The 22815-nt window shown below is 45.9% G+C and carries 23 protein-coding genes; 16 read left to right on the top strand and 7 right to left on the bottom strand.

The features are described 5' to 3' along the window. Positions 1-10 precede the first annotated feature (10 nt). The 4 genes from AC3EBE_RS23545 to AC3EBE_RS23530 all read left to right on the top strand — a co-directional run bounded on the left by AC3EBE_RS23545 (position 11) and on the right by AC3EBE_RS23530 (position 4262). A complete protein-coding gene (locus AC3EBE_RS23545; RefSeq protein ID WP_488597460.1) occupies positions 11-1954 on the top strand; it encodes a molybdopterin biosynthesis protein in 1944 nt (647 codons plus the stop codon). 497 nt (positions 1955-2451) lie between these two features. Continuing rightward, positions 2452-2916, top strand: coding sequence for a molybdenum cofactor biosynthesis protein MoaE (locus AC3EBE_RS23540; protein WP_488597522.1), 465 nt, complete (start codon positions 2452-2454; stop codon positions 2914-2916). Next, on the top strand, positions 2909-3142 hold the full coding sequence (moaD, locus tag AC3EBE_RS23535) for a molybdopterin converting factor subunit 1 (protein WP_488597459.1): 234 nt from the start codon (positions 2909-2911) through the stop codon (positions 3140-3142). Before AC3EBE_RS23540 ends, moaD begins: the two co-directional genes overlap by 8 nt. A 100-nt stretch (positions 3143-3242) precedes the next feature. Further along, on the top strand, positions 3243-4262 hold the full coding sequence (locus AC3EBE_RS23530) for a MoeB/ThiF family adenylyltransferase (RefSeq protein ID WP_488597458.1): 1020 nt from the start codon (positions 3243-3245) through the stop codon (positions 4260-4262). Between the two features lie 115 nt (positions 4263-4377). Here AC3EBE_RS23530 and AC3EBE_RS23525 read toward each other — a convergent pair whose 3' ends face one another. Further along, a complete protein-coding gene (locus AC3EBE_RS23525; RefSeq protein WP_488597457.1) occupies positions 4378-4707 on the bottom strand; it encodes a YflT domain-containing protein in 330 nt (109 codons plus the stop codon). 183 nt (positions 4708-4890) lie between these two features. Between AC3EBE_RS23525 and AC3EBE_RS23520 the strand changes: the two genes are divergently transcribed. From AC3EBE_RS23520 to AC3EBE_RS23510, 3 genes are all read left to right on the top strand, one after another. Further along, complete coding sequence (locus AC3EBE_RS23520) at positions 4891-5571, top strand: uracil-DNA glycosylase (protein ID WP_488597456.1); 681 nt, start codon at positions 4891-4893, stop codon at positions 5569-5571. A gap of 225 nt (positions 5572-5796) precedes the next feature. Further along, the gene (locus tag AC3EBE_RS23515; RefSeq protein ID WP_488597455.1) at positions 5797-6132 is read left to right on the top strand and encodes a YwdI family protein; all 336 of its coding nucleotides are present in this window, start codon (positions 5797-5799) and stop codon (positions 6130-6132) included. Positions 6133-6170: 38 nt separating this feature from the next. Next, positions 6171-6542 (top strand): DUF423 domain-containing protein, encoded by a 372-nt coding sequence (locus AC3EBE_RS23510; protein ID WP_488597454.1) that lies wholly within the window; start codon positions 6171-6173, stop codon positions 6540-6542. A gap of 36 nt (positions 6543-6578) precedes the next feature. Here the strand turns inward: AC3EBE_RS23510 and AC3EBE_RS23505 are convergent, their stop codons facing one another. The 3 genes from AC3EBE_RS23505 to hemQ all read right to left on the bottom strand — a co-directional run bounded on the left by AC3EBE_RS23505 (position 6579) and on the right by hemQ (position 9739). Further along, complete coding sequence (locus AC3EBE_RS23505; RefSeq protein ID WP_488597453.1) at positions 6579-8102, bottom strand: MDR family MFS transporter; 1524 nt, start codon at positions 8100-8102, stop codon at positions 6579-6581. A gap of 129 nt (positions 8103-8231) precedes the next feature. Continuing rightward, positions 8232-8777 (bottom strand): spore coat protein GerQ, encoded by a 546-nt coding sequence (gene gerQ / locus AC3EBE_RS23500; RefSeq protein WP_488597452.1) that lies wholly within the window; start codon positions 8775-8777, stop codon positions 8232-8234. Positions 8778-8995: 218 nt separating this feature from the next. Beyond that, positions 8996-9739: a hydrogen peroxide-dependent heme synthase gene (hemQ, locus tag AC3EBE_RS23495; RefSeq protein WP_488597451.1), complete on the bottom strand. Its 744-nt coding sequence runs from the start codon at positions 9737-9739 to the stop codon at positions 8996-8998. A 242-nt stretch (positions 9740-9981) separates the two neighbouring features. On the opposite strand from hemQ, the gene pta reads away from it, so the two are divergent. Together pta and lipL are read left to right on the top strand one after the other, a co-directional pair. Further along, on the top strand, positions 9982-10959 hold the full coding sequence (gene pta, locus AC3EBE_RS23490; RefSeq protein WP_488597450.1) for a phosphate acetyltransferase: 978 nt from the start codon (positions 9982-9984) through the stop codon (positions 10957-10959). 535 nt (positions 10960-11494) lie between these two features. Next, positions 11495-12340, top strand: coding sequence for an octanoyl-[GcvH]:protein N-octanoyltransferase (gene lipL / locus AC3EBE_RS23485; protein WP_488597449.1), 846 nt, complete (start codon positions 11495-11497; stop codon positions 12338-12340). Positions 12341-12463: 123 nt separating this feature from the next. Here the strand turns inward: lipL and AC3EBE_RS23480 are convergent, their stop codons facing one another. Further along, on the bottom strand, positions 12464-13315 hold the full coding sequence (locus AC3EBE_RS23480; protein ID WP_488597448.1) for an RsfA family transcriptional regulator: 852 nt from the start codon (positions 13313-13315) through the stop codon (positions 12464-12466). 358 nt (positions 13316-13673) lie between these two features. Here AC3EBE_RS23480 and AC3EBE_RS23475 point away from each other — a divergent pair, with 358 nt between their 5' ends. The 4 genes from AC3EBE_RS23475 to AC3EBE_RS23460 all read left to right on the top strand — a co-directional run bounded on the left by AC3EBE_RS23475 (position 13674) and on the right by AC3EBE_RS23460 (position 17049). Next, the gene (locus tag AC3EBE_RS23475) at positions 13674-13895 is read left to right on the top strand and encodes a YuzB family protein (RefSeq protein ID WP_488597447.1); all 222 of its coding nucleotides are present in this window, start codon (positions 13674-13676) and stop codon (positions 13893-13895) included. 322 nt (positions 13896-14217) lie between these two features. After that, positions 14218-15534 (top strand): HD domain-containing protein, encoded by a 1317-nt coding sequence (locus AC3EBE_RS23470; RefSeq protein WP_488597446.1) that lies wholly within the window; start codon positions 14218-14220, stop codon positions 15532-15534. Between the two features lie 18 nt (positions 15535-15552). Further along, positions 15553-16065 (top strand): YwgA family protein, encoded by a 513-nt coding sequence (locus tag AC3EBE_RS23465; protein ID WP_488597445.1) that lies wholly within the window; start codon positions 15553-15555, stop codon positions 16063-16065. Between the two features lie 501 nt (positions 16066-16566). Next, complete coding sequence (locus AC3EBE_RS23460) at positions 16567-17049, top strand: NUDIX hydrolase (protein WP_488597444.1); 483 nt, start codon at positions 16567-16569, stop codon at positions 17047-17049. Between the two features lie 46 nt (positions 17050-17095). On the opposite strand, the gene thmT is transcribed toward AC3EBE_RS23460, so the two are convergent. Further along, positions 17096-17281: a 2-hydroxymuconate tautomerase gene (gene thmT / locus AC3EBE_RS23455; RefSeq protein WP_335428378.1), complete on the bottom strand. Its 186-nt coding sequence runs from the start codon at positions 17279-17281 to the stop codon at positions 17096-17098. A gap of 110 nt (positions 17282-17391) precedes the next feature. Here thmT and AC3EBE_RS23450 point away from each other — a divergent pair, with 110 nt between their 5' ends. Both AC3EBE_RS23450 and AC3EBE_RS23445 read left to right on the top strand, forming a co-directional pair. After that, a complete protein-coding gene (locus tag AC3EBE_RS23450; protein ID WP_488597443.1) occupies positions 17392-18078 on the top strand; it encodes a site-2 protease family protein in 687 nt (228 codons plus the stop codon). 734 nt (positions 18079-18812) lie between these two features. Beyond that, positions 18813-19319, top strand: coding sequence for a YwhD family protein (locus tag AC3EBE_RS23445; RefSeq protein WP_488597442.1), 507 nt, complete (start codon positions 18813-18815; stop codon positions 19317-19319). A gap of 227 nt (positions 19320-19546) precedes the next feature. Here AC3EBE_RS23445 and AC3EBE_RS23440 read toward each other — a convergent pair whose 3' ends face one another. Further along, a complete protein-coding gene (locus AC3EBE_RS23440; protein ID WP_488597441.1) occupies positions 19547-21613 on the bottom strand; it encodes a transglycosylase domain-containing protein in 2067 nt (688 codons plus the stop codon). Between the two features lie 349 nt (positions 21614-21962). On the opposite strand from AC3EBE_RS23440, the gene speE reads away from it, so the two are divergent. Continuing rightward, positions 21963-22790: a spermidine synthase gene (gene speE, locus AC3EBE_RS23435; protein WP_335428374.1), complete on the top strand. Its 828-nt coding sequence runs from the start codon at positions 21963-21965 to the stop codon at positions 22788-22790. Positions 22791-22815: the final 25 nt, after the last annotated feature.

Below are 22815 nucleotides of genomic sequence, written 5' to 3'. Positions count from 1 at the left end.
GGAGCCGAAAATGGACCGAATACGATATAATCGAAAAATCTATCTGGAGGACAAGCCGCGCAGTGACGCCAGAGAAGAAATACTGGCTGCGTTCAACCTTCCTCAGGAAAAAGAATGGATCCCGGCTGCCAGCGCCCTCGGCAGAATTACTGCAGAACCTGTATTCGCAAATGTCTCCATGCCTTTTTACCATGCGTCAGCCATGGATGGAGTCGCAGTGAGCGCGGAAGAAACATATGAAGCGCATGAGCAGCGTCCCCTTCATTTAAAAAAGGGCGAGAACTTTGTCTATGTTGACACTGGGAATGCGATTCCTTCACCATTCAACGCCGTGATCATGGTCGAGCATATTCACGTCATTGACGAGGACACAATTGAAATCATTGAACCGGCAACTCCATGGCAGCATATCCGTCCAATCGGGGAGGATATTGTCCAGGAGGAAATGCTGTTCACCCAGGGCCATGAGCTGCGCCCTGCAGACCTTGGGGCCCTTCTCGCGGCTCAGGTTACCGAGGTCTGTGTCGTGAAAAAGCCGCTGGTAACCATCATCCCAACAGGGAATGAGCTGGTCAGCGCCGACACCTCCCTATCCTCAGGCAGGATCATCGAGTTCAATGGCACGGTTTTCAGCGCCTATATTGAGGACTGGGGCGGAACGCCTTATCTTCATCCGATTGTGAAGGATGAGCCTGAGAAAATAAAAGAAGCCCTGCTGAATGCGGTTGAGACATCTGATATTGTCGTCATCAACGCAGGTTCATCAGCAGGCTCAAAGGATTATACAGTCCATATCCTCGAGGAGCTGGGCACTGTTTTTACCCATGGGGTCGCCACAAGGCCGGGTAAGCCGGTCATCCTTGGGAAGATTAACGATAAAGTGGTTATTGGAGTGCCAGGCTACCCTGTATCAGCTTACCTTGCGCTCGAATGGTTTGTAAGGCCGCTCGTTTGCAAATATCTCGGTATTCCAGAACCGAAAAGGCCAACATTGCAGGTGAAGCTTGGCCGCAGGATCGTCTCCACGATGGGGGCGGAGGACTTTGTCCGAATGAATATCGGCTATGTGGATGGACAATTTGTCGCCAACCCGCTGACTCGCGCGGCGGGCGTCACGATGTCACTTGTGCGCGCGGATGGCTTGCTGGTCGTGCCGCCGGATGAGCTTGGATACGAACAGGGCGATACCGTTGAGGTTGAACTGTATCGGCCTGTCGAGGAAATCAAGAATGCGATCGTCTTCAGCGGCAGCCACGACTTGACGATTGATCTCCTTTCATCACAGCTGAAAAGGCAGCGCACAGACATGAAAATTGTTTCTTCACATGTAGGAAGCATGGCCGGATTAATGGCAATCCGGAAAGGGGAAGCCCATGTAGCGGGCATTCATTTGCTTGACCCGGAGACGAAAGAATATAATATAACCTATGTGAAAAAATTGCTTGCCGGACAGGACGCGGTCCTTTATCCGTTTTTAAAAAGGACGCAGGGCTGGATGCTTCCAAAAGGAAATCCGCTCGGCATCGAAAATGCAGGTGACATTGCTGTCAAAGGCGCCGACTATGCCAACAGGCAGAAGGGTGCCGGCACCAGGATCCTGTATGATTTATTGTTAAAAGAAGCAGACCTGTCTCCAGAGCAGATCAACGGCTATGACCGCGAAATGTTCTCGCACCTGAGTGTTGCTGCCGAGATAAAGGGCAATGAAAATGCGGCGGGATTGGGCATCTTCCCTGCAGCAAGAGCCATGGGCCTTGATTTCATCCCTGTAGCGGATGAAAATTATGATTTGCTTATGACAAAGGCATTTTATGAAAGCGAAAAGGGTATCTGGTTAAGGTCCGTAATCCAGTCAGAAGCCTTCAAGGCGGAAGTTGCTAAAATTGGCGGCTATGCGGTGGTCGAAAATCCGGAGCCGATTTATTTTTTAGGCTCTGTTAAAGCTGAAGATTGATTTTTAAACCCTGTTGCTCTTCGTTCCAGGCGCGCAGACTCCTTCGGGATGAAGCGGGCAGGTGAGACCTAGGTAGAAATGGCACGAGAATATGGGGCCATTTTACCCCGTGGGAGAAAAGCGGCGAGGAGGCTCACCGCGCGCCCCAAGAAAAATTGGCTCTTGAAAAAGCCGGCAATTGTGCTTTTTCATAATTTTTTAGAGGAAAGCGAAGTGCCTGGAACGAAAATCAACAGACTTGTTTAACAGAGCCTACTTTTAATAAGAATATTTAGGATGATAGAGCGTAATTGCTGTTAAAATGACAACCTTCCTGGGAAAAGCGCTGGGTACCCGAATGAAGCTGTCAAAAGGACAACTCATACGGAAAAATGCTAGAGTTGTCTATAAGAAGTTATCATGATAAAAGCTGATGAGAGCTGTCTGTCAAAAAGGATTGAGCTCACAAATAAATTAAGCAGTATCCTGATCTGGATCAATTTATAGAGGTGAAAATGATGAATTATGAAATTGCGAAGGAACCAATCAACGTTCAATCCGTCATTGATAAAGTGGTCCAGCGTGATGCAGGGGCAATCACGACATTCATTGGCACCGTCCGGGAAATGACAAAGGGAAAGAAGACCCTTTATCTGATATACGATGCATATGAGCCGATGGCGGTAAAAAAGCTTGAGCAAATTGGCACGGAAATCCAGGAGCGCTGGAATGGCGCACAGGTTGCGATCACACACCGTGTCGGCAGATTGGATATCACCGATATTGCCGTCGTTATCGCTGTTTCGACTCCTCACCGCAACGATGCATACGAAGCGAACCGCTACGCGATTGAACGCATCAAGGAAATCGTCCCGATCTGGAAAAAGGAGCATTGGGAAGACGGCGAGGAATGGATTGGCAATCAGCTAGAAACTGTCCCATATCCGACAGGAAAACCGGAGGAGAAGGATCTCAATGAATAAAATCTTATTTTTTGCCCACCTGAGGGATGAAGCAGGCCATGAATCAGTAGAAGTTGACGCAGCTGGCAAAACGGTTGCTGAATTAAAAGAAATCATCGCTGAAAAGTATGGAGTCCAAAAGCTTGATACGTCCATGACGGCAATAAATGAAGAGTTTTCGTCAAATGATGAAGTAATCAAAGATGGTGACACGATTGCGTTCATTCCGCCGGTTTCAGGCGGCTGATTTGAGTGAAAACCAGCACCTGATCCGCAATCCAGCCATGTGAAATGGGAGAGTTAGCGGACAAACGGTGCATGAGTTCTACCCAACAGGAGGAATAATCATGTCAGAAAGATATTCACGCCAGACGCTGTTTCCTCCAATCGGCAAAACGGGGCAGGAGAAAATCGGCAGCAAGCATGTATTGATGATCGGTGCCGGCGCGCTTGGCTCTGGCAATGCAGAATTATTGGTCCGTGCGGGAGTAGGCCGGCTGACGATTGTCGATCGTGACTATGTCGAGGCGAGCAATCTTCAGCGCCAGCAGCTGTATACGGAAGAGGATGTAGCCCTGAAGCTGCCTAAGGCTGCTGCTGCTGAAAAAAGGCTGAGAGCGATCAACTCTGATGTGGAAATCCGTGCTCATATTGCAGATGCCACACCGGAAAAATTGGCTGAGCTTGCTGAAGATGTGGATTTGATCATCGATGCCACTGATAATTTTGAAACAAGGATGGCGATCAACGATATCTCGCAGAAATATCGCATTCCCTGGATTTACGGTGCCTGCGTCGCCAGCTTTGGCATGAGCTTTTCGATCATTCCCGGACAGACGCCATGCCTGAACTGCTTGCTTAAAACGGTCCCGCTCCAGGGGCTGACATGCGATACGGGCGGAATCATTGGACCCGCCGTCCAGATGGTCATTGCCCATCAGGGAGCAGAGGCACTGAAAATCCTGGTAGAGGACTGGGATGCGGTCAGGACTTCCTTTGTCAGCTTCGACTTATGGCGAAACCAATATAGCAGCATGAAAATGTCCAAGGCGAAGGATCCGGGCTGCCTTTCCTGCGGGGAACATCCTGAATATCCATATTTGAACGCTGAAAACATGACGAAAACGACTGTCCTTTGCGGCCGCGATACCGTCCAAATCAGGCCGGCACGCCAGCAGCAGCTTAACCTGCAGGAAACAGCCGGTAAAATGAAGGATTTAGGCTATGAGGTAAAAGGGAATCCTTATCTGGTATCCGTTGAAATGCCTGAAAACCGAATGGTCATATTCCAGGATGGACGAGCATTGATTCACGGAACGAAGGATTTGGCCCATGCACGCAGCATCTATCAGCGGTTTTTTGGATAGGCTGTTTTCAGTTTAGGAATACAATTTTCACAACGCGCAAACCCCCTGCCGAGTTGGCAGGGGGTTTCTATTTAAACGATCCTTGGCAGATCGGATATAATGTTTAGCGCAATGGTTACTTTACATCATCTGTAGCGACAAGAACGAGGCGGCCCTTGTCCAATTCCATTTCATACTGTTCAGCTTCCTGCTTGGAAAGGCCGAGTGATTCAAACTTGCTGCGAAGCTCGTCGCCGCGTGATTTGAACATGTTGCCGATGGAATCAAAGAAGCCTTGTTCCTTGAAGCCCATTCCGCCTGTTTCGGTAGCATCTGTTAAATGCTCGCTGCGGTTTTCGTCATGTGCGAAAATATAAATGTTTTCTTTGCCGAATCCAGCTGCTTCCAATGAGCTGATTTTTTCCGTTGCCTGGACTCCGTTTTCAACTACTTCTACTTTTAACATAGTATCTTCCTCCTTATGGATTTTAACTGTTCAAGCTGGGAAAACGTGATGTCTTCCGCGTCTACAATATATATATAACCGCTTTGGATTCTATTAAACCTGAAGTAGAAGATTGGAAAAATCTCTTTTTATTGGTGCCTAATTTGACAGAAACGGGTAGATTGATAGAGAGGAGAGTGATCAATGGTGGGAATTTTACAGAATGGCTGGGCTTCGCTGCTGGCCGAAGAATTTGAAAAACCGTATTATCAACAGCTGCGATCATTTTTAAAAGAAGAGTATGCGACGAGAACCATATATCCAGACAAAGATGATATTTTCAATGCGCTTCATTTTACAGATTTCGAGGATGTGAAGGTCGTCATTCTTGGCCAGGACCCGTATCATGGACCAGGACAGGCACATGGGTTAAGCTTTTCGGTGAAGCCGGGAGTCGCACTGCCGCCTTCGCTGCGGAATATCTTCAAGGAGCTGAATGGCGATCTCGGCTGCTATGTTCCTGACAATGGCTATCTGAAAAAGTGGGCAGACCAAGGTGTGATGCTTCTCAATACTGTGCTGACCGTCCGTGCAGGTGAAGCCAATTCGCACCGGGGAAAAGGCTGGGAGACTTTTACCGATAAAATCATATCCCTTTTGAATGAACGGGAAAAGCCTGTCATTTTCATCCTTTGGGGCAAACCGGCTCAAAGCAAGCTGAAGCTGATCGATGAAAGCAAGCATAAAATCATTATGTCCGTTCATCCAAGCCCTCTGTCCGCAAGAAGGGGTTTCTTTGGCAGCAAGCCGTTCTCAAAGGTGAATGAGCTGCTGCGGGAGCAAGGCGAGAAGGAAATAGACTGGCAGATTGAAAATTTGGAATAGGTTAAAGAGCTCCGGGAAACCGGGTTTTTTTTAGTGATGGAATTGATATAATTGTACACAGCCAAATTATGCGCAGCCTAAGTAAAAGTCGACATGTTCCACGTGGAACTGACATCCATGATTAGTGCTGGTCGAAAAATTAGTCGAATTGATGTAAAATGGAACGGTATGAATAAGGCTATTGAAATTGGATTTACATATAGGTTTGGATATGGAGGTGAGTGGATGAATATTTCATTGCAGAAACTGCTGGCAAAGATGGAAGCGGAAATCAGGCTTGCACGGTCAGCGGAAACGGAGGCTGTCCAGCGCGAAAAGATTCATTCGATCAAAACATTGTGTGAGCTTGTCCTAGATGAGCCAGCACAGCAGGGGACAGGGAAGCATACCAGTAACGAAGCTGGCAGGACGGTAAACCCGCCCGCGCCGCAATATGCTGCCCCGCAGCCAGGCTATGTCCAGCCGCAGCTGTCTGTGAACCAGCCGGCACAAGTCATGCCCCAGCCGAAGAAGCTGGAAATGGATGATCACTCCAACGGGGATTCGCTGTTCGACTTTTAACACACTGAAGAGGAAAGATAAATAATGAGGTGGAAAGAATGAAGACATTTATTTTAATAGGGGCAATCAATGCATTCCTGGCTGTAGCGCTTGGCGCATTTGGCGCGCATGGACTTGAAGGGAAGGTTGAGCCTAAATATCTTGAAACATGGAAGACAGCTGTTACTTACCAGATGTTCCATGCCACAGGCTTATTGATCATCGGAGTCCTGGCGGGCAAGCTGCCGGCTTCTGGACTTATTTCCTGGTCAGGCTGGCTGATGCTGATCGGAATCATCCTGTTCTCAGGAAGCCTTTACGTATTAAGTGTGACGAAAATCAGCATTCTTGGAGCGATTACTCCGCTTGGGGGAGTAGCATTCCTGGCAGCCTGGATATTGCTGATGATCGCAGCGGTTAAATATCTATAAAAAATAAAAAGCACGCTGTCGCCAGCGTGCTTTTTACTATGCTTCCGTTTCCTTTACAATCGTCTTATTGATTTCTACACGTTCCCTGCCCATGAAGAAAACCGCAATGGCTGAAAGCACGATTGGGATTAACGCAAGGGCGAAGATGTGAGTGATGGATGCAGACATTGCCCCAACGATTTTGTCCAGTACAAATCCAGGAATTTGCGATCTCTGACCAGATTGGAACAGCTGCTGCGGATCACCCATAAGCTGGTTTCCTTGTCCGCCGCCCATCCCTGCAAATGCGCTTTTCAATTTATCCATGAAGACATTGTTCTGGATCGTTCCAAAAATGGTGATTCCAAGAGTCATTCCAAGTGAACGGAGAAACGAGTTCGTCGAATTCGCGGACCCGCGAAAACGAGGGTCAAGATTATGGATCGACGCAGTCGGCAGCAGGGAAAACGAGAAGCCCATCCCGAAGCCGGCTATAATCATGAATAGAGTCAATAGCAGCCTTGTTGTTTCTGGTGACATCATGCTAAGCATGAGCATTCCAGCAAAGTAAGCAACGACTGAAATGAACATTAGATTCCGGTAACTCGTTTTTGTCTGGAAAATGCCGCCTACAGCACTTCCGGCAACGGATCCGAGCATCATCGGAGTCAGGATGAGTCCTGCAGTCTTGGCAGATCCGCCATAAACCGCCTGCACGAAAATAGGGATATAGACTGCAAGGATGATAAAGGTTGCTCCATATAAGAATGCAAGAATCTGTGATGCTGCAAACAGGCGCCTTTTGAACATCCAGAAAGAAATGATCGGCTCATCTGCTTTCCTTTCAGCAAAAATAAATACCAGGAAGAAAACCGCAAAGCTCGAAAATAACCCGATAATCTGGATTGACTCCCAGCTGTACTCTTTTCCGCCAAGCTCAAGAGCGAACATCAAGCTGACAACAGCCACTACAAGAGTGATGGCGCCAGCCCAGTCAATTTTTTGCTTGGAATGCTGAGCAGATTCATGATAATACTTAAAAATGAAAAATAAAGACAAAATTCCAATTGGTACATTGATGTAAAATACCCAGTGCCAGCTGAACCAATCAGTGATATATGCTCCAAGCAGAGGTCCAAGCACGCTTGATGTGCCGAAAACCGCACCAAGCAGCCCGGTCATTTTCCCGCGCTTCTCTGGCGGGAAAATATCAAAAACAATTGTAAAGGCAATCGGCATCAAGGCGCCACCGCCAATTCCCTGGATTGCCCTGTAAATGCTGAGCTGTACCATCGTTTCTGCAATTCCGCAAAGGGCGGAGCCTATTAAAAACACAAGAAGGCCAAATATGTAAAACCGTTTACGCCCGTACATATCTGACAGTTTCCCAAAAATCGGCATTCCCGCCATGACAGCGACCATATAAGCCGAAGTGACCCAAACGAATTTATCAAAGTCGCCCAGGTCTGCCACAATCGTGCCCATCGCCGTTGCGACAATCGTATTATCCATTGCCGCCATCAAAATCCCGAGCAGCAGGCCAGCCACTACCAGTTTAATATTGCTTTCACTAGAAACCATACAGTTTCCTCCCGGATATATTAATTTGAAAAAACAGGTATCTAAAGTGTATTTTTCCACCCGGAATATTGTCAAGACGCTAGCTGCGCCGAAATGAAAAAAACGGCCGAAGCCGTTTTGATCAGTCTATCAGCGCGGAGGATATGTGCTCATCCCTGCACCGCCGCCAAAAGGATAGTCATATTCAATTTCTTCATCAAATGTGATGTAATCAAGGTAAACCATCGGCAGAAGGAAGCGCATATTGGTCTGCGGGTCACTAATGATGATGTGGTCCCTCCCGGCAGCTTCAATAATGCCTTTGAAAATCTTTGCGTTCCACTCCCGGTTGTTTTCAAAAGTCATATAGATCGTTGCTAGCTTACCTTTGTTCAGGCGAAGGATGTTTTCAATATACGACTGTTCCGCCGGCAGCATCCCCGGAACCTGGACACCTGCAGCGCTGCCGCCCATTCCGCCGCCAGAATAGGTCGGAATTTGAGTTGCCTGCTGAGGGAATCCCGTCTGACCCATCTGACCCATTTGCCCCATTTGCTGCATTTGCCCCATTTGCCCCATTTGTGGCACCTGGCCTTGAGGGTAGCCTGTTGTGGCCTGTTCATCGCTTGCAGTATATGGCTGGTACATTTGCGGGTAGGTTCTGTAGTTATAGTATGGATTATTGAATTGTGTCATTTGTAAAAGCCTCCTTTTTTAATTATATGGACTAGCTGCATTTCACCTTGCTATGTAAAAATGGTGAAATGGTCTGTTACAGGAAGGTGTACAAGTAAAATGAATCCTCACTATTTCATTCTTATGAGGGAAGCTTGATTTTATGACAGAAAAAACGGAAGGGAATGCGGGGAATATGAAAAAGCCCCAGGCTGTCTGCCCAGGGCTTGAAATTTGTATTAAACCTGTAAGAATGATGCTACGCGCTCTTCTTCAAGGATGTTTCCGACAAAGAACGAGCCGAACTCGCCATAGCGTGCACTTACTTCATCAAAACGCATTTCATATACAAGCTTCTTGAATTGAAGGACATCGTCTGCGAACAGAGTAACACCCCACTCATAATCATCGAAGCCTACTGAACCTGTGATGATTTGCTTTACTTTGCCAGCGTATTGGCGTCCGATCATGCCGTGGCTGCGCATCATGCTGCGGCGGTCTTCCATCGGAAGCATGTACCAGTTGTCATCTCCCTGGCGGCGCTTGTCCATTGGATAGAAACAAACATACTTCGCTTTTGGCAGCTCAGGATAAAGGCGCGCAAGGATTTGCGGATTCTGGTATGGATCCTCACCAGCCGGCAGGTAGTTGCTCAATTCAACAACTGAAACATAAGAGTGTGCCGGAATTGTGTATTCTGCAAGCTTTGACTTGTTGAATTCTGTTTCGATTTCGTTCAGCTCTTCCATTGTTGGGCGCAGGATCATCATCATGAAATCTGCTTTTTGGCCAACGATTGTATAAAGAGCGTGGCTGCCTTGTTTTTCAGCCTGAGTACCATTCCACTTTTCCACTAAACCGAGGAATTCATTGATTACTTCCTGACGCTCTTCAGCCGGAAGCATCTTCCAGGTTGTCCAGTCAACAGTACGGAAATCATGCAAACAATACCAGCCATCAAGTGTTTGTGCTGCTTCACTCATATATATCACTCCTAAAAATCATCAATATACCAATATCATATCATAGTTTCTCCATCCGTCATGCTTATAAAACCTGATTGTTTGAAGAGAGTATAAAAAGGATAATTTGTTAATGATATTAAAGGCAGGAAAAGCATGCTTGAATATTTACAATTAAAAGACTTCTGACTGTAAACGGTAACAATCTTGAATTTTAAAACACGTAAAGTATCCTAGAAGTATAGATAAAAGGAGGAGTCAGCATGAGTGATTTATTTGAAGGCTTAAAAGCGAGATTGAGCGGCCAAAACTTGCGTATTGTTTTTCCGGAAGGACTTGACGAACGTATCCTGGCAGCAGCAGGCAGATTGGCTGCGGACGGAATTTTGACACCGATTTTGGTAGGAAACATCGAACAGATCCAGGCAAAGGCGAATGATATGGATGTATCGCTTGATGCGGCCGAAATCTATGACCCGGCTAATTTTGCGATGATGGATGAGCTGGTTGCGGCTTTCGTTGAACGTCGAAAAGGGAAAGCTACAGAAGAACAGGCTCGCCAAATCCTGCTTGATGAAAACTACTTCGGCACGATGCTCGTTTACGCAAACAGAGCAGATGGCCTTGTAAGCGGAGCAGCACATTCAACTGCTGATACAGTGCGCCCGGCATTGCAGATCATCAAGACGAAGGAAGGCGTACGCAAAACTTCAGGTGTGTTTATCATGGTGCGTGAAGATGAAAAGTACGTATTCGCTGATTGCGCGATTAACATTGCGCCAGACAGCCAGGACCTTGCGGAAATCGCGATCGAAAGCGCTAAGACAGCCAGAATGTTCGATGTGGAGCCGCGTGTAGCAATGCTAAGCTTCTCTACAAAAGGTTCAGCTGTATCTCCTGAAACGGAAAAGGTATCCAAGGCATTGGAAGAGGCTAAGCTTCGCGATCCATTGCTGATTGTTGACGGCGAATTCCAATTCGACGCAGCATTCGTTCCATCTGTCGCTGAAAAGAAAGCACCGAATTCTCCAATCCAGGGAGATGCGAATGTATTCGTATTCCCAAGCCTGGAAGCAGGAAACATCGGCTACAAAATCGCTCAGCGCCTTGGCGGATTTGAAGCAGTCGGCCCAATCCTGCAAGGTTTGAACCGCCCTGTTAACGACCTGTCCCGCGGCTGCAGCGAGGAAGACGTATACAAGCTTGCGCTGATTACGGCAGCTCAGGCGCTAAATAAGTAAAATTATGTACGTGGGAAGCCGGTCGAATTTTTTTCGATCGGTTTTTTGCTGTTTTGTTGAATAGCTTGATTGCGTTATCCGACTTAGAGCCAACGACCGCCCTAAAAGCACTGGTGGATGGTCTTAATAGAGGAGATAAGAGCCATCTGCTGCTTCAAAAGGAGAGCTAGGAGGTCTTAATAATGTTTATTAGAGCCATCTACAGCTTCTAAAGTAGAGCTAATGGTCTTAATAGAGGAGATAAGAGCCACCTGTGGCCTCAAAAAGAGAGCTAGATGGTCTTAATACTGTTTATTAGAGCCACCTGCGGCTCCTAAAGTAGGGTTGGATGGTCTTAATAGAGGTTATTAGAGCCACCTACACCCTCAAATGTAGCCTGGATGGTCTTAATCACTTATCTAACGAAACTAAAACAAGTGTACTGGGCAGAATACCAGAAAGGTAAGCAAATTAAAGCTGGGTCACCCCGATATGCTATAATATCAACGGAAATATCATAGAAAATTGCAATAGAGTTTGGAAAAGGGGAATTATCATGGATGAGGCGCTTAATTTATTGCGTCAGGACAAATGGAGACTGATTGACCAGTCGGCGCTGGGTGCGCATTTTCATGCTTTGCAGTCGTTTGGCACGGACGATACATTGTGCGAGTCGGTCGGCACCGGACATTCACCGGCGACGGCCCGGGCCTGGGTTCATCACAATACGATTGTCCTTGGCATCCAGGATACGAGGCTCCCATTTTTACAGGATGGCCTTGATTATCTTGAGCAGCAGGGCTATCAATATATTGTCCGCAATTCTGGCGGACTGGCAGTGGTGCTGGATGAAGGGGTCCTGAATCTATCACTGATTTTGCCTGAAAAAGAGAAGGGCATTGATATCAATCGCGGATATGATGCGATGTGGTTCATGATCCGGGAGATGTTTGCCGACTTTAACAAAGAAATCGAAGCGAAAGAGATATCGGCTTCCTATTGTCCGGGAAGCTATGACTTAAGCATTGGCGGGAAAAAGTTTGCCGGCATTTCGCAGCGCCGCTTGAAAAAGGGCGTAGCGGTCCAAATCTATCTTTGCGTGACAGGCAGCGGGAGCGAGCGGGCAGAACTAATCCGCGAATTTTATTCCCGCGCCAAAAAGGGAAAAACGACGAAGTTCAGTTATCCCGAGATCCAGCCTGAAGTGATGGCTTCCCTGACAGAGCTTTTCGGTGTCGACATGACAGTTCAGGATGTGATGCTGCGGTTTTTGAAGTTCCTCAGTGCCAACAGCAATGAGCTGACATCAGGCTATTTGAACGGTGCGGAAATCGAAATGTTCGATCACTACTATGACCGCATCATCGATCGAAATGAGAAGTTTTTGGAGCCGCGGGAATAGCTGCTGGATGCAGGTATATAAAAATAAAGAAAAGCCGGTTACCCAACTATACGGGTGCCGGCTTTTCCTAAGAGGGGGCTGTTGCGATCTCCATCTCCATACAACATCTATTTATATAGTAATTTATTCCGCTACTTTTTCGAGATTGCCGTTGCGGTCCATTTTGAACTTCGTTGCCGGGCGCTCTTCTTCTTCAAAGAGAACCAGCTTGCGGGCGCGATTCATGATTTTCAGCAATGTCTCGTAATCTTCCTGCATCGTATGAGTATTGTTCTCAAGTTCATTGACCTTGGCCTGAAGCTCTTCGTTCTGCTTCCTTAAACTATTGATTTCACGCTTCAATCTTTCATTCTCGCTCTTATAAATATCAACTTGCAATGTTGATCCATTCAGGCTTTGCAGATAAGCGATCACATGGCCCATCGTCAATCCTGTAGGCGGGACTGTATGCCTGACCGTGAGCGGCGTGGCCTGCGGTTTCTGGACGGCAGCCGGAACTTCTTCCATCTGTGAAGCTTCGACACTGAAATCCTGCTGCTCTTGTTTTTCATTCAGCAAATCTTGCATTTCAGCCATGAGAGCTGCTTCAAGTTGTTTGTCGTCCTGATCAAGCATTGATAAATCAAAGGTAATCTGTGAATCATCCGCTTCAGCTGCTGGCAGCGAACCTGTCAAACTTTCATCTAAAACTGGAACCGGCGGAGCGTACAGCAATTTCTTTTTGCCGCCCTGGTCTTTTCCTAGGATTCTCTGTCTTTGCTTACGCTGCTTTTTCGCGAGCTGCAAAGCTTTTTCATAGTTATGCCTTACAACGGCGTTCCACCTGAATCCACAGGCTGCTGAAGTGCGGTCGAGCTTGTCGCCCACCTCTTCAAACGCGTTCAATTGTGTACTGCCTTCTCTTACATGGCGCAGTACGGTTTCCGCTAGCAATAAATCATTTTCTTCAGTCCAGGCATCCTGGCGTACCTTCATTTTCTTCAACTCCCTTTTACATTGGTTAACTATAGAAACTTATATTTCAATCATGTCCTGAAATTGGAAACCTTATACATTGCAAAATGGAAGGATAGTAGATTTTTTGCGATAAATACGTGTTTTCCATAAAGATAGATAAAGGAGCAGAGCCTTTGGACAGCTTGCAATCGAGTGAAATAAGAGGTAAAATACCTGTTAGTCTATAGCGAAAAGCGGAAGCGCCAAAATCTGTGTCCATTGACTGACTATCACACAAAGCGGACGTCGGCTAGACCTTGTGCAGATCAGGCAGGAATGCCGGGATGAAACTTGAGGCGCTGGAGCTGGACAGTATGATTAGAAAGGGTTGTCCTAAATGGCAAACGAATTTCGAGTTTGCGACGATTGTCAGGCCGTAAACCTTAAAACATTGATTCCGAAGCTGAAGCAGCTGGATCCGGAAGCGAAAGTGGACATTGGCTGCCAGTCCTATTGCGGGCCAGGCAGAAAGAAAACCTTCGCCTTCGTCAACAATCGGCCAGTCGCTGCTCTCACTGAAGAAGAACTAATGGAAAAAGTCGAGAAAAAACTTAAATAGAGTTCCGGATTATTTAGGTTTTAAAATGTCATACAAATCACCTTTAAACCAAGTTTAGAGGTGATTTTTCTTTCTTATCTGTGCAAATTTCCACCTGAAACTTGCAATCTACATTTTCAATTGTTTACAAATCATTGAATATAGGAATTAAGGGAGTATGGTAAATTTTTATCAAAAAATGCAAATTGTCTCGAACCCTGATTAAACCTCGTTTTTACAATCTGAAGATGAAAAATTTGTAAAAATTTGCAGAAAATCGAGGTGATTTGACGATTGAAACAGGCTATAATAAGTAACAAGATGAACAGGAAGAAGGGGAAAGATGGGATACTCGGAAGAAAAGCTATTTGAAGAAAAAGTTTTCAAAGATCCTGTCCACCGGTATGTCCATGTCCGTGACCGGGTGATCTGGGATTTGATCGGGACGAAGGAGTTCCAGCGCCTGAGAAGGATCAAGCAGCTCGGCACGACGTACTTAACCTTCCACGGAGCGGAACACAGCAGATTCAACCATTCATTAGGCGTCTATGAAATCGTTCGCCGCATTGTCGATGATGCTTTTGCATCGAGGCCGGAATGGGATGAGGGAGAGCGTCTTCTGTCCATGTGTGCAGCACTGCTTCACGACCTTGGCCATGGCCCCTTCTCGCATTCATTTGAGAAGGTATTCGACCTTGACCATGAAGACTTCACCAGGGAAATCATTCTTGGGGACACCGAGGTCAATCAAGTGCTGACGAAAGTAGCGCCTGATTTTCCAAAGAAGGTTGCTGAAGTCATTGAAAAAACGTACGAAAACAAGCTCGTCATCAGCCTGATCTCAAGCCAGATCGACGCTGACCGGATGGACTACCTTCAAAGGGATGCCTATTTTACGGGCGTGAGTTACGGACATTTTGATATGGAACGGATTTTGCGTGTCATGCGCCCAAAGGAAGACCAGGTTGTCATCAAGCAAAGCGGGATGCATGCTGTCGAAGACTACATAATGAGCCGCTATCAGATGTACTGGCAGGTATATTTCCATCCAGTCACAAGAAGTGCCGAAGTCATTTTGACGAAAATCCTGCACCGTGCAAAACACCTTCATGAGCAAAATTACACCTTCAAACATAAACCGCATCATTTTTACTCAATTTTTGAGGACCGTTTGACGCTGCAAGACTATTTAAAATTGGATGAAGCAGTGTTCCTCTACTATTTTCAGATTTGGGAAGAGGAAGAGGACCAGATCCTCAGCGATCTGTGCCGACGCTTCAATAACCGCAATCTATTTAAATATGTGGAGTTTGACCCGGCAAAGGAATACAAGAAGCTGGCAAGGCTTTCTGTTTTATTCGAACAGGCTGGGCTCGACCCTGAATATTATCTGGTCGTCGATTCATCGTCAGACCTTCCATATGATTTTTACCGTCCGGGCGAGGAGGAAGAACGTCTTCCAATCCACCTGCTAAAAAAGAACGGCGAAATCCGCGAGCTTTCGCGAGAGTCCGAGATTGTCGACGCCATTTCAGGCAAAAGACGGACAGACCATAAACTTTATTACCCTGCCGATATTCTGGAAAAGGAAAAAGCACGCCCTGAAATCGCGCAGATTATACAAATTCTAGAGCTGCACTTAGACAATGGGACCATTTGATACAGGAGTTGACGCGTTTTGTTAAAAGACCACGCTAAAATCATACATGCCATTTCAGTTTCTGGAGAGGTCATCGGCAGGAAGAAGCTGCAGAAAATGATCTATATCGCAAAGAAAATGGAGTTTCCTTTCCAGGAGCGCTTCCAGTTCCATTTTTATGGACCATATTCTGAGGAGCTTACGTTAAGAGTAGAAGAGCTTTGCAATATGGGCTTCCTTGACGAAGTGAAGGAAAAAAAGGGAGGCTACTACCAGTACCGCTATACCCTTACCGAGGCCGGCCAGGAATTCCTGAGCGAAAACAGCATCGACATGCCATGCCTTGGCGACTGCCTGACAGACATCAATGGACAGAATGCAAGATTCCTTGAACTCGTATCCACTGTTTTGTATTTTGATAACTTGCCAGAAGACGAGGTAAAAGAAAAAGTGCAGACAGTCAAAAAGAGCCAGAAATACACAGACGAAGAGATTGCAGACGCTTATGCTTATATTGCAAGCCTAAAGGAAAAATCCAGGCAGCTGGCATAATCTTGATAATGGAGTACGGAACCTATGCGGGTTTTGTGCTCTTTTTTTATTTGGCTGTATTCGCAAAGATTGTTGCCTTCACCAATGTTGAATTGAGATCCTGTTGCTCTTCGTTCCAGGCGCGAAGACTCCTTCGGGATGAAGCGGGACAGGTGAGACCCCGGAAGAAATGGTCCGAAAAGAAGGGACCATTTTTCCCCGCAGGAGCGCAGTTACGAGGAGGCTCACCGCACGACCCAAGAAAAATTTGCCCTTGAAAAAGCCGGCAATTGGCTTTTTCATAATTTTTCAGAGGAAAGCGAAGCGCCTGGAACGGAAATCAACAGCGTTTTACTACAAAGAGGTAACTTATAAGCTCTATAGATGCCTAGTAGGGACGATTATAAGAATAAAGAGGTAACTTATAAAAAATTCCAAGATGATAAAATATTAGTAATTGGAAGGAAAATCCAAACCTAAAGTGAAATAAGTAAAGATACTGATTCAAAGGGAGCTGATTGGATGCAGATGCCTACACATATCGTGGCGGTCGGCGGAATTGTGGAGAATGAGGACGGGAAAATCCTCCTGGTCAAAACTCAGCATGGGGGATGGGTGTTTCCTGGCGGACAGGTGGAGGTTGGCGAGAATTTGCCTGATGCGCTTCGCAGGGAAGTGAAAGAGGAAAGTGGAATGGAGATTGAAATCAAAAATTTAGTGGGAATTTACTCTAATACTGCTGTACATAAGTGGTATGACGGCATTACCGATGTACCGACCAAATTGATGCTGGACTTTGCCTGTATAAGTGTTGGCGGTGAATTAAGTGTTTCTGAGGAAACATCGGATAGCCGCTGGGTTGAAAAAGAAAAGGTGCTTGATCTGATTTCGGGCCCTGCTTACCGGACGCGGTTCGAGGCGTATTTGAAATCTTCCGGTTCAGTTCAGTATATGGATTATGTAACGCATCCTGAGTTCGAATTGAAGTTAAATACACTTGTATAAGGGAAAAGCTCAGAATCAATGTTCTGAGCTTTTACTAATGGTGGATCTATTCGTCACTTAAACGCTTGCCTGCAACAGCATAATGATTCTTCGTCATTTCTTCGATAAAAACAACGACCTTTTCCTTTGGTGCGCCAGTTGTTTCGCTGACAGCGTCGGTTACTTTTTCAACAAGAGCTTTCTTTTGGTCTTCAGAGCGGCCTTCAAGCATTTTGACTGTTACATATGGCATATGTGTTGCCTCCTTGAATATGTTGAAATGTACATCTAGATTGAGTTTTTCATAATTCGCCAAAATGTGCAAGTCCCTAGAACGATTCACTTTTTCACATTCAAAGTAGAATGGGGTATAATCTAGGGAAAAGAGAAAAAGGGGAATGGTCTGTGTTTTTACCCTATTCGTTAGATCAAATACCGTATGTTGCTGCAGCGCTGATGATTGCATTCGCGGTGCACGAGTTCGCCCATGCCTGGGTGGCGTATAAGTTTGGCGATCATACTGCGCAGAAGCAGGGAAGATTGACGCTGAATCCGATTCAGCATCTGGATCCGCTCGGCACAATCTTGATTTTCATCGCTGGTTTCGGCTGGGCAAGACCGGTTCCGGTCAATCGCTTCATGTTCAAAAACCCGAGGCTTGCCGGTGTTCTCGTTTCAGTTGCGGGCCCAATCAGCAATCTTCTGCTTGTCTTTCTGGCATTCGCAATCTGGTATATATTTGTAGCGCTTGGATTGGCATCGGGGATTCCGGAGTTTTTCCTGAATTTCCTCAATATCTTTATCGGCCTGAATGCGATGCTGTTCGTCTTCAACCTGCTGCCGTTCCCTCCGCTTGACGGTTACCGCATTATCGAGGATTTGGCGCCAGCAGATATCCGTGCAAAAATGACCCAGTACGAAGCGTATGTATCAGTCATCTTTTTAATTCTGGTAATCACACCACTTGACCAATATACCATCGGGCCGATTTTCAGCTATCTGATTCCGGCTGTCATTGATGGAGTGCAGAGCTTGTTTGCGTGGATTTAGTCAGGGGTTGTTGTTAAAGAGACTATTAAAACATTTTGAAGGCAAAATATTGGTGAACTGTTATGGGTGAGGCCATTAGAGCCATTCAAAGGCGAAAATCAGTGGTGGATGGTCTTAATAAAGCTTATTGGAACCATTCAAAGCCAGAAATCATTGCTGGATGGTCTTAATAGAGCTTATTAGAACCATTCAAAGGCGAAAATCAGTGGTGGATGGTCTTAATAGAGCTTATTAGAACCATTCAAAGCCAGAAATCATTGCTGGATGGTCTTAATAGAGCTTATTAGAGCCATTCAAAGCCAGAAATCGTTGCTGGATGGTCTTAATAGAGCTTATTAGAGCCATTCAAAGCCAGAAATCGTTGCTGGATGGTCTTAATAGAGCTTATTAGAACCATTTAAAGGCGAAAATCACTGGTGAATGGTCTTAATGGAGCTTATTAGAACCATTTAAAGGCGAAAATCACTGGTGAATGGTCTTAATGGAGCTTATTAGAACCAATCAAAGCCAGAAATCATTGCTGGATGGTCTTAATGAAGCTTATTAGAACAACTCCAAGCTAGAAAACGCAGACGAATTGTCGTAATAGTAATAGAGGCTATTAAAACAATTCAAAGCCAAAAACCCGTAATGAATTGCTATAAGTGCGCCTCATAAACCAATTTTCATACCAAAAAACCATCATCCAATTGTTCAAATAAAAGATTTTAAATCTTTCTGAAGGAGGAATTTCCATGGAGGAAAAAAAGAAAAACATAGGCTTTAATATTATCAAAAATGATCCGATGGATGGACACAAGGGCTTTGGGAAGGGTGTCCTGACGCTGGATAATGTTTCTCCTGTCATCATTGATGTCGATGCGGGCGAGGCGGCTGTCGATGTTGGAGCGATGCATGCGCGCAGTGTCGTGGAGAAGGGCATTAAGTTTTTGCCTGACCGCAATGAGGTTCCGGATGCAAAGCTGTATTGGGTTGTATGGGTAACGATTGACCGCAAGGAAGAGGGGCCGTATTATGCGGGAGTCACAGCCTGCGAAATGACGGTGAACCGTGAGATCCGCCGCGGCTATAAATCCCTGCCGGAGCATGTTAACAGGCTTGATAAGTCAATCAAGCGCCAGATCATTGTCAATCATATGGATGATAAGTCAAAAAATATTCTTACAGACTTCTTGAAAAATCATGATGCAGGAATGTGGGAGAGGTCAGAAGATCAGTTAAAGGCAGACTTATCAGTATAAAATAAGCGTTATAAGGGGTTGGATAATTCTCCCTTAAATTTGTCGAAATTGTGACATTTTTTATGGATGACAATATCTGGCTTGCTCACTTTGAATAAAAAAAGTAAACTTAATACAGCGTAAAACACATTTTATGCTAGGACGAGAAAAACCCCGGGAGCTTGCTTCCGGGGTTTTTCTTTGTTTTTTGGCGATTTTTGTCGTTGACAGTCTATGGTAATCGACACTTAATTCCCAAACAATCGCTTATACCAAGGTTTCTTTTCTTTTTTCTTTTCAGGCTTTGGCTCTTCATGCTCTTCATCATTGCCCAGGTGATCTGTGCAATATTCCGTCGGCTCTGTTCCGGTCTGGAAGTAGGTGAGCCGCTTTACCGGACAAGTGTCGGATGCCAGTTTTCCGTTGGCCGGATCCACATAGACACCGACTGTGCCTTTCGCACGCTTGAATTTCTTCGCTGGCTCGTCATCAAGAGCTTTTTCCATAAAATCGAGCCAAATATTCTTGGCATATGATTTTTCAACAGTCAGTTCGATCGGTTTTCCCTTATCGTAGCCGGTCCATACGGCTGAGACAAGCTGAGGCGTGTAGCCAATCATCCAGCTGTCTGTTTCCGTAGTTCCTGATTTGCCGGCATAAGGGCGGGTCATTTTTTTAATCAGCGTGCTGCCGGTTACGGATGAATAGCCATTTAGCTTTTTATCGAAAATCCCTGTCAGCATATGGGTCATCACGGATGCCACATCAGGCTTCAATACATCAGCTTCTTCCTTCTTATATTCATAGATGACTTCCCCTCTATGATTCTCAACCTTTTTGATCAAGACAGGCTCTACTTCTTTGCCGCCATTGGCAAACATGCTGTAGGCATTGGCCATTTCGATCACCCTGACTCCGGAAGTGCCGAGTGCCAGGGATGGGACATTTGCCATTTGGGTTGTAATGCCAAAACGTTTGGCTGTATCGATCAGAGTGTCCTCTCCAAGGAAAAGATGCGTTTTAACAGCATAGACATTATCTGACAGTGCCAGGGCCTGAGCCATGGTGATATCAGCGTTTGCATACTTATTGTTAAAATTGTGCGGTGTATATTCGGAACGCCCGTCATCGAACCTGAAGGTCGTCAGCTGGCTCTTCATCGTTGTTGATGGTGTGAAGCCATTTTCCAGTGCAGCATAGTAAAGGAGCGGCTTCATGGTGGACCCCGGCTGCCTTACTGCCTGGACTGCACGGTTAAATGGACTTTCTTCATAATTCCTTCCGCCTACCATCGCTTTTACATACCCGTTCTTAGGGTTCATCGCAACGATTCCCGCCTGGATCTCCGAATCAGCAGGAATCAGCTTGCTGACTGTTTCTTCAGCGATTTCCTGCTGCTTGAGGTTAAGCGTCGTATACACCTTCAGGCCGCCAAGGGAAATCGTCCGGTCATCAAAGTTCAGTGAATTTTTCAAGGCGCTGCGGACAGCATCCTGAAAATAAGGTGCCTTGCCAAGCTGGTCATTCTGGTGCTTGCCAATTAGCTGCAGCTTTTCAATTTTGGCTTTTTCAGCCGCGGCTTCATCGATAAAGCCGTTCTCCTTCATCGTATAAAGGATGACCTGCTGGCGCTGCTTCGCTTTTTCCATCGACGCCAAAGGCGAGTAGATATTAGGCCCCTTAGGAATTCCTGCTAGCATGGAAGCTTCCGCCAGGGATAGATCCTTCGCATCCTTGCCAAAATAATAACGGCTTGCAGCCTGTACACCGTAGGCGCCATTGCCGTAGTAGATCGTATTTAAATAGCCTTCGAGGATTTCATCCTTCGAATAGTTCATTTCAAGCCGCAAAGTATAGAATGCTTCCACGGCTTTTCGCTTCCAGGTTTTTTCATGGGCAAGATACAGATTCCTTGCATACTGCTGGGTAATCGTACTTGCACCCTGGACCTTGGACATCGCCTTCAGGTCGGCAAGGGCAGCGCCGGCAATCCGCTTATAATCAAACCCGTTATGGGCGAAAAAGCTTTTATCCTCTATGGAAATGGTGGCATCAATTAACTGCGGTGAGATCTCTTCAAGCGGCACCCAGTAGCGCTTTTGCCCGGAATTGCTTTCGCCAATGACAGTGCCATCATCGGATAGATAAAGAGTTGACTGAGGCACAGCGAGCGGCGGCGGTCCCTGAAGCTTCGCGTATCCAAGCAGGGAAAAATAAAGGATCGCGGCCAGAGCCAGGCCTCCAAGACTTATAAAAATCAACGCGCGCAAATATTTGATTGTTTTGCGAAACCGCTGGTCGGTCATCAGCTCCATGCTGCTTCCCCCTAAAAAGATAGATAGTATCAGTATGAAAGAATTTAGCGTATTTTAAACATTCAAGAAAAGAGAATTAAATTTTGCTTGCAATTTTGCTAGATTCAACTATACTTTTTCTGATGTTTGTATTTGTGATGTTGGGGAAGTATAAAACTAAATATGAATGGTTCGCAGATTTTCAGTCCTTCGGCATTTCCATGGAGAGGGCATTTTTCTGCGAAAATTGACCAATATAAATGAATGAGCTGGCTGGTGCCTTTTCGGATTTTTAATGGCAGCGCCCATGCATGTGAAAATTTCGCCGCATCATAACGGAAATTTTTTTGCCGAAAGGAAGGAAGAAACTATGGGTCTTTGGTTTACAGAAAAGCAGACAGAAAACTTTGGTATCACGATGAAAGTGAACAAAACGTTACATACAGAGCAAACTGAGTTCCAGAAGCTTGATATGGTAGAAACAGAAGAGTGGGGCAATATGCTTTTACTTGATGACATGGTTATGACATCTGTAAAAGATGAGTTCGTCTACCACGAAATGGTCGCGCACATCCCATTATTCACGCATCCAAACCCTGAGCACGTATTGGTAGTAGGCGGCGGCGACGGCGGTGTAATCCGTGAAGTCCTTAAGCACCCTAGCGTGAAAAAAGCGACTCTTGTAGATATCGATGGAAAAGTAATCGAGTACTCAAAGAAGTATTTGCCTGAAATCGCTGGCAAGCTGGACGACCCACGTGTCGATGTTCAGGTTGGCGACGGCTTCATGCATATCGCTGAAAGCGAAAACCAGTATGATGTCATCATGGTTGACTCTACTGAGCCAGTTGGACCAGCAGTAAACCTGTTCACAAAAGGCTTTTACGCTGGAATTTCCAAAGCATTGAAGGAAGACGGCATCTTCGTTGCACAGTCAGACAACCCTTGGTTCAAAGCTGACCTGATCCGCAACGTGCAAAAAGATGTAAGAGAAATCTTCCCAATCACACGCCTATACGTGGCGAACATCCCAACATACCCAAGCGGAATGTGGGCGTTCACACTAGGTTCAAAGAAGCACGACCCGCTTGAAGTAAGCGAAGACCGCTTCCACGAAATCGAAACAAAATACTACACGAAAGAGCTTCACAAAGCAGCTTTCGTATTGCCTAAATTTGTTGGCGATCTTTTAAAATAATCATGATATGACCGGTTAATTTGCC

The sequence above is a fragment of the Mesobacillus sp. genome (genome assembly GCF_057785455.1).
Note: the sequence above shows the minus strand (reverse complement) of the source record. Positions and strands in the feature narration are given on the sequence as shown.

Excerpts from the sequence above, each read along its gene's own strand:
- gerQ (WP_488597452.1), bottom strand. The coding sequence starts at position 8,777 with ATGACACAATTCAATAATCCATACTATAACTACAGAACCTACCCGCAA.
- AC3EBE_RS23475 (WP_488597447.1), top strand. The coding sequence starts at position 13,674 with ATGGCAAACGAATTTCGAGTTTGCGACGATTGTCAGGCCGTAAACCTT.
- lipL (WP_488597449.1), top strand. The coding sequence starts at position 11,495 with ATGGATGAGGCGCTTAATTTATTGCGTCAGGACAAATGGAGACTGATT.
- AC3EBE_RS23445 (WP_488597442.1), top strand. The coding sequence starts at position 18,813 with ATGGAGGAAAAAAAGAAAAACATAGGCTTTAATATTATCAAAAATGAT.
- speE (WP_335428374.1), top strand. The coding sequence starts at position 21,963 with ATGGGTCTTTGGTTTACAGAAAAGCAGACAGAAAACTTTGGTATCACG.
- AC3EBE_RS23540 (WP_488597522.1), top strand. The coding sequence starts at position 2,452 with ATGAATTATGAAATTGCGAAGGAACCAATCAACGTTCAATCCGTCATT.
- AC3EBE_RS23505 (WP_488597453.1), bottom strand. The coding sequence starts at position 8,102 with ATGGTTTCTAGTGAAAGCAATATTAAACTGGTAGTGGCTGGCCTGCTG.
- AC3EBE_RS23460 (WP_488597444.1), top strand. The coding sequence starts at position 16,567 with ATGCAGATGCCTACACATATCGTGGCGGTCGGCGGAATTGTGGAGAAT.
- moaD (WP_488597459.1), top strand. The coding sequence starts at position 2,909 with ATGAATAAAATCTTATTTTTTGCCCACCTGAGGGATGAAGCAGGCCAT.
- AC3EBE_RS23470 (WP_488597446.1), top strand. The coding sequence starts at position 14,218 with ATGGGATACTCGGAAGAAAAGCTATTTGAAGAAAAAGTTTTCAAAGAT.
- thmT (WP_335428378.1), bottom strand. The coding sequence starts at position 17,281 with ATGCCATATGTAACAGTCAAAATGCTTGAAGGCCGCTCTGAAGACCAA.
- AC3EBE_RS23450 (WP_488597443.1), top strand. The coding sequence starts at position 17,392 with ATGGGGTATAATCTAGGGAAAAGAGAAAAAGGGGAATGGTCTGTGTTT.
- pta (WP_488597450.1), top strand. The coding sequence starts at position 9,982 with ATGAGTGATTTATTTGAAGGCTTAAAAGCGAGATTGAGCGGCCAAAAC.
- AC3EBE_RS23545 (WP_488597460.1), top strand. The coding sequence starts at position 11 with ATGGACCGAATACGATATAATCGAAAAATCTATCTGGAGGACAAGCCG.
- hemQ (WP_488597451.1), bottom strand. The coding sequence starts at position 9,739 with ATGAGTGAAGCAGCACAAACACTTGATGGCTGGTATTGTTTGCATGAT.
- AC3EBE_RS23515 (WP_488597455.1), top strand. The coding sequence starts at position 5,797 with ATGAATATTTCATTGCAGAAACTGCTGGCAAAGATGGAAGCGGAAATC.
- AC3EBE_RS23520 (WP_488597456.1), top strand. The coding sequence starts at position 4,891 with ATGGTGGGAATTTTACAGAATGGCTGGGCTTCGCTGCTGGCCGAAGAA.
- AC3EBE_RS23525 (WP_488597457.1), bottom strand. The coding sequence starts at position 4,707 with ATGTTAAAAGTAGAAGTAGTTGAAAACGGAGTCCAGGCAACGGAAAAA.
- AC3EBE_RS23480 (WP_488597448.1), bottom strand. The coding sequence starts at position 13,315 with ATGAAGGTACGCCAGGATGCCTGGACTGAAGAAAATGATTTATTGCTA.
- AC3EBE_RS23510 (WP_488597454.1), top strand. The coding sequence starts at position 6,171 with ATGAAGACATTTATTTTAATAGGGGCAATCAATGCATTCCTGGCTGTA.
- AC3EBE_RS23530 (WP_488597458.1), top strand. The coding sequence starts at position 3,243 with ATGTCAGAAAGATATTCACGCCAGACGCTGTTTCCTCCAATCGGCAAA.
- AC3EBE_RS23440 (WP_488597441.1), bottom strand. The coding sequence starts at position 21,613 with ATGGAGCTGATGACCGACCAGCGGTTTCGCAAAACAATCAAATATTTG.